At 43.9% G+C, this 2,488-nt stretch carries 1 protein-coding gene; it reads right to left on the minus strand.

Annotated features, from left to right (window positions below):
• Positions 1–120: 120 nt before the first annotated feature.
• A complete protein-coding gene (gene ltrA / locus NBH15_RS29045; protein WP_250824207.1) occupies positions 121–1,806 on the minus strand; it encodes a group II intron reverse transcriptase/maturase in 1,686 nt (561 codons plus the stop codon).
• Positions 1,807–2,488 lie beyond the last annotated feature (682 nt).

Genomic DNA, 2,488 nt, shown 5'->3' on the forward strand with positions numbered 1-2,488 from the left:
CGATCGGGTAGGTCAAGGGCATTGCTGCCCTCTTCCCCCCTAAGAACCGTACATGAGAGTTTCCCCTCATACGGCTCAAGCTTTTCTAAGCCTCTGTTTGTATGCAGAGACCGGCTCAAACTACTTCTTGTTTCCATTTGATTTGCGGGATAATTTAAAACATTCATCATGAACCAATAGATTGCATTTCTTTCCGTTTTGAACGGTTGGCATGACATTCCATGCCTTGTGCGTATCAATAGGTTCACCGCATATAGGACATTTGCGTCCTTGCTTTTCCCATAGGTACAGCAGTGACTTGCGTCCTTTTAGCGTAACAAGCATTTTCGACTTCTTTCTTTTATAGAAGTACAGCCAACAGTCTGCATCAAACGGATTCATGTCTCCTTTAATCTGCGTGTATTGCAGGAATGGAAACGATGAAGTCAGAGACAATAATGTCAATTGGTCTTCCTTTCCGTTTGGTTTCTTGAATTTTGAAGCGAAAGTCCATTTATTTCCTCGGATGTCATGCCAATATCGGTCTTTAATCCACCGTTTCCCTTTCTTTGAATGACGGCGTTTTGCCCATTGCCATAGTGAGAGGAATATCTGATGGTCGATTCTGTGAAATGAATCACGTGTCGCTCCATGCTGATAATAACCTCCCCATCCTCGGATTTTAGAGTTCAACATTCTGATTAACGACTCCTGTCTGCAACCCTTGTTCTCCTTAATTACCTTATGGATATTCTCCATAAAGCGTTTCTCGGATTTCTTTGTCGGCTTGGTCAATATGTCCTTGCCGTATTTGCGGATATTAAAGCCAAGAAAATCAAAACCGTCATGCACGTTGGTTATCACCGTCTTTTCCTCTGATAATGTCAGACCTCTTCCAGACATAAATTCAGCAACCAATGGCTTGATTTCATTTTCAAGAGTTTCCTTGTTCTCACAGGTGATGATAAAATCATCCGCATAGCGTACAAGGTTTACCATTGGGGAATAATGCTTTCCTTGTATGGTTCTTCTCTTGTACCTATCTGCAAGAACTTTCTGCAATCCATCCAAAGTCATATTGGCAAGTGTCGGAGAAATTATACCGCCTTGCGGTGTACCTTCCTCTGTCGAGAACATCTGTTTGTTGAATACATAGCCGCATTTCAACCACTTTTTGAGTATCGCCTTATCCATTGGGATGTTGGTAAGTAACCACTCATGGCTGATATGGTCGAAACACCCTTTTATGTCACCCTCCAAAATCCATTCTGGCGAATAGCCCTTTCGGAGAATATTGTGGCATTGTTGTACCGCATCCATACAGCAGCGTTCCTTGCGGAAGCCGTATGAACGTGTATCGGCTGTAGTTTCTGATACAGGCTCCAATGCCATAAGATAGAGTGCTTGCATGGCTCTGTCTTTCATTGTCGGTATTCCCAACGGTCGCAGTTTGCCGTTACTCTTCTTGATATGAACTCTTCTCAGCGGCATTGGCTGGTAGCCTCTGCGTTTGAGTTGGGTTATTGCTTGCGTTTTAGCTTTAGGGGTATCCCATATTACTTTGTCAACCCCAGGAGTACAACCACCCCCGTTAGAAGTAACCCTCTTTACGGCTAAGGCTTTTGCGTAAAAAGAGTGGGTAAGCGTCCATTGCAAGGCTTTCACCTTGTTATGTCTGCCTTCCTTCTGAGCCTTTACAATACGAGCTTGAAGCTTCTTAACAGCCTGCTCCGCCTTAGTCCAGTCTATTCTGTCCCAATTTGATTGCAGATTGTCAGTCGGTGCACACGATTGGTCGAGGCGATTTACTTTGATTTTATCGTTCATTTGCATTCCTACTTTAAAAAGTTCTAAAAGTTTCTTGTAAAGAATTACCATTTAGCTAATGTTGGGTATTTGCCTCCCAAACATTGCCACAGAAGTCTGCCCACTTTCGTAGTAGGTTGATGTTGTCCCCGTCAACCCGTGACAGGTGGCTCAAACCCTATCCGCTCCATTACAGAACGGCATTCGCTTTCTCTGTTATCTCATACCTGCACACCATTCAGCATCCATTACTTTCAGCTTACCTGTCTTTTGTATGACAGGAGATGTTCAGGCTTACCATGTTCCACATAGATAACTAACGGATAGGTTAGGTTCTGTCTCATCCTCCGACGGTCTTTACATCCGTGTAATCCTACCATGGAGAGGATTATCTGACCGCATCCCATTTTGGGTAGAGTGTATCAGTATCTTACACTCTTTTACGACATTACGAAGTTTACTAACAGTTCGCTTACGCTAACCATACTATCCAGCCTCGCCACTCTACAGTATGATACTAACCATACTTGACTTCCCCTCACGGTTCTGTCTTGTCTTGCGAAAGTGTACTTTGTCCCGACCGCTTAATACAACATTAAGGTGCATCGGTCGGTAGGCTACCGCTGACGGAACAGCGGGTTAAAGCTGATACTTAGAGTATCATTCCAACAATTATCTATGCGACTTCATGTCGCACCCACGG

The organism is Parabacteroides caeci, from assembly GCF_023656795.1.
Lineage (GTDB): Bacteria > Bacteroidota > Bacteroidia > Bacteroidales > Tannerellaceae > Parabacteroides > Parabacteroides segnis.

Excerpts from the sequence above, each read along its gene's own strand:
- ltrA (WP_250824207.1), bottom strand. The coding sequence starts at position 1,806 with ATGAACGATAAAATCAAAGTAAATCGCCTCGACCAATCGTGTGCACCG.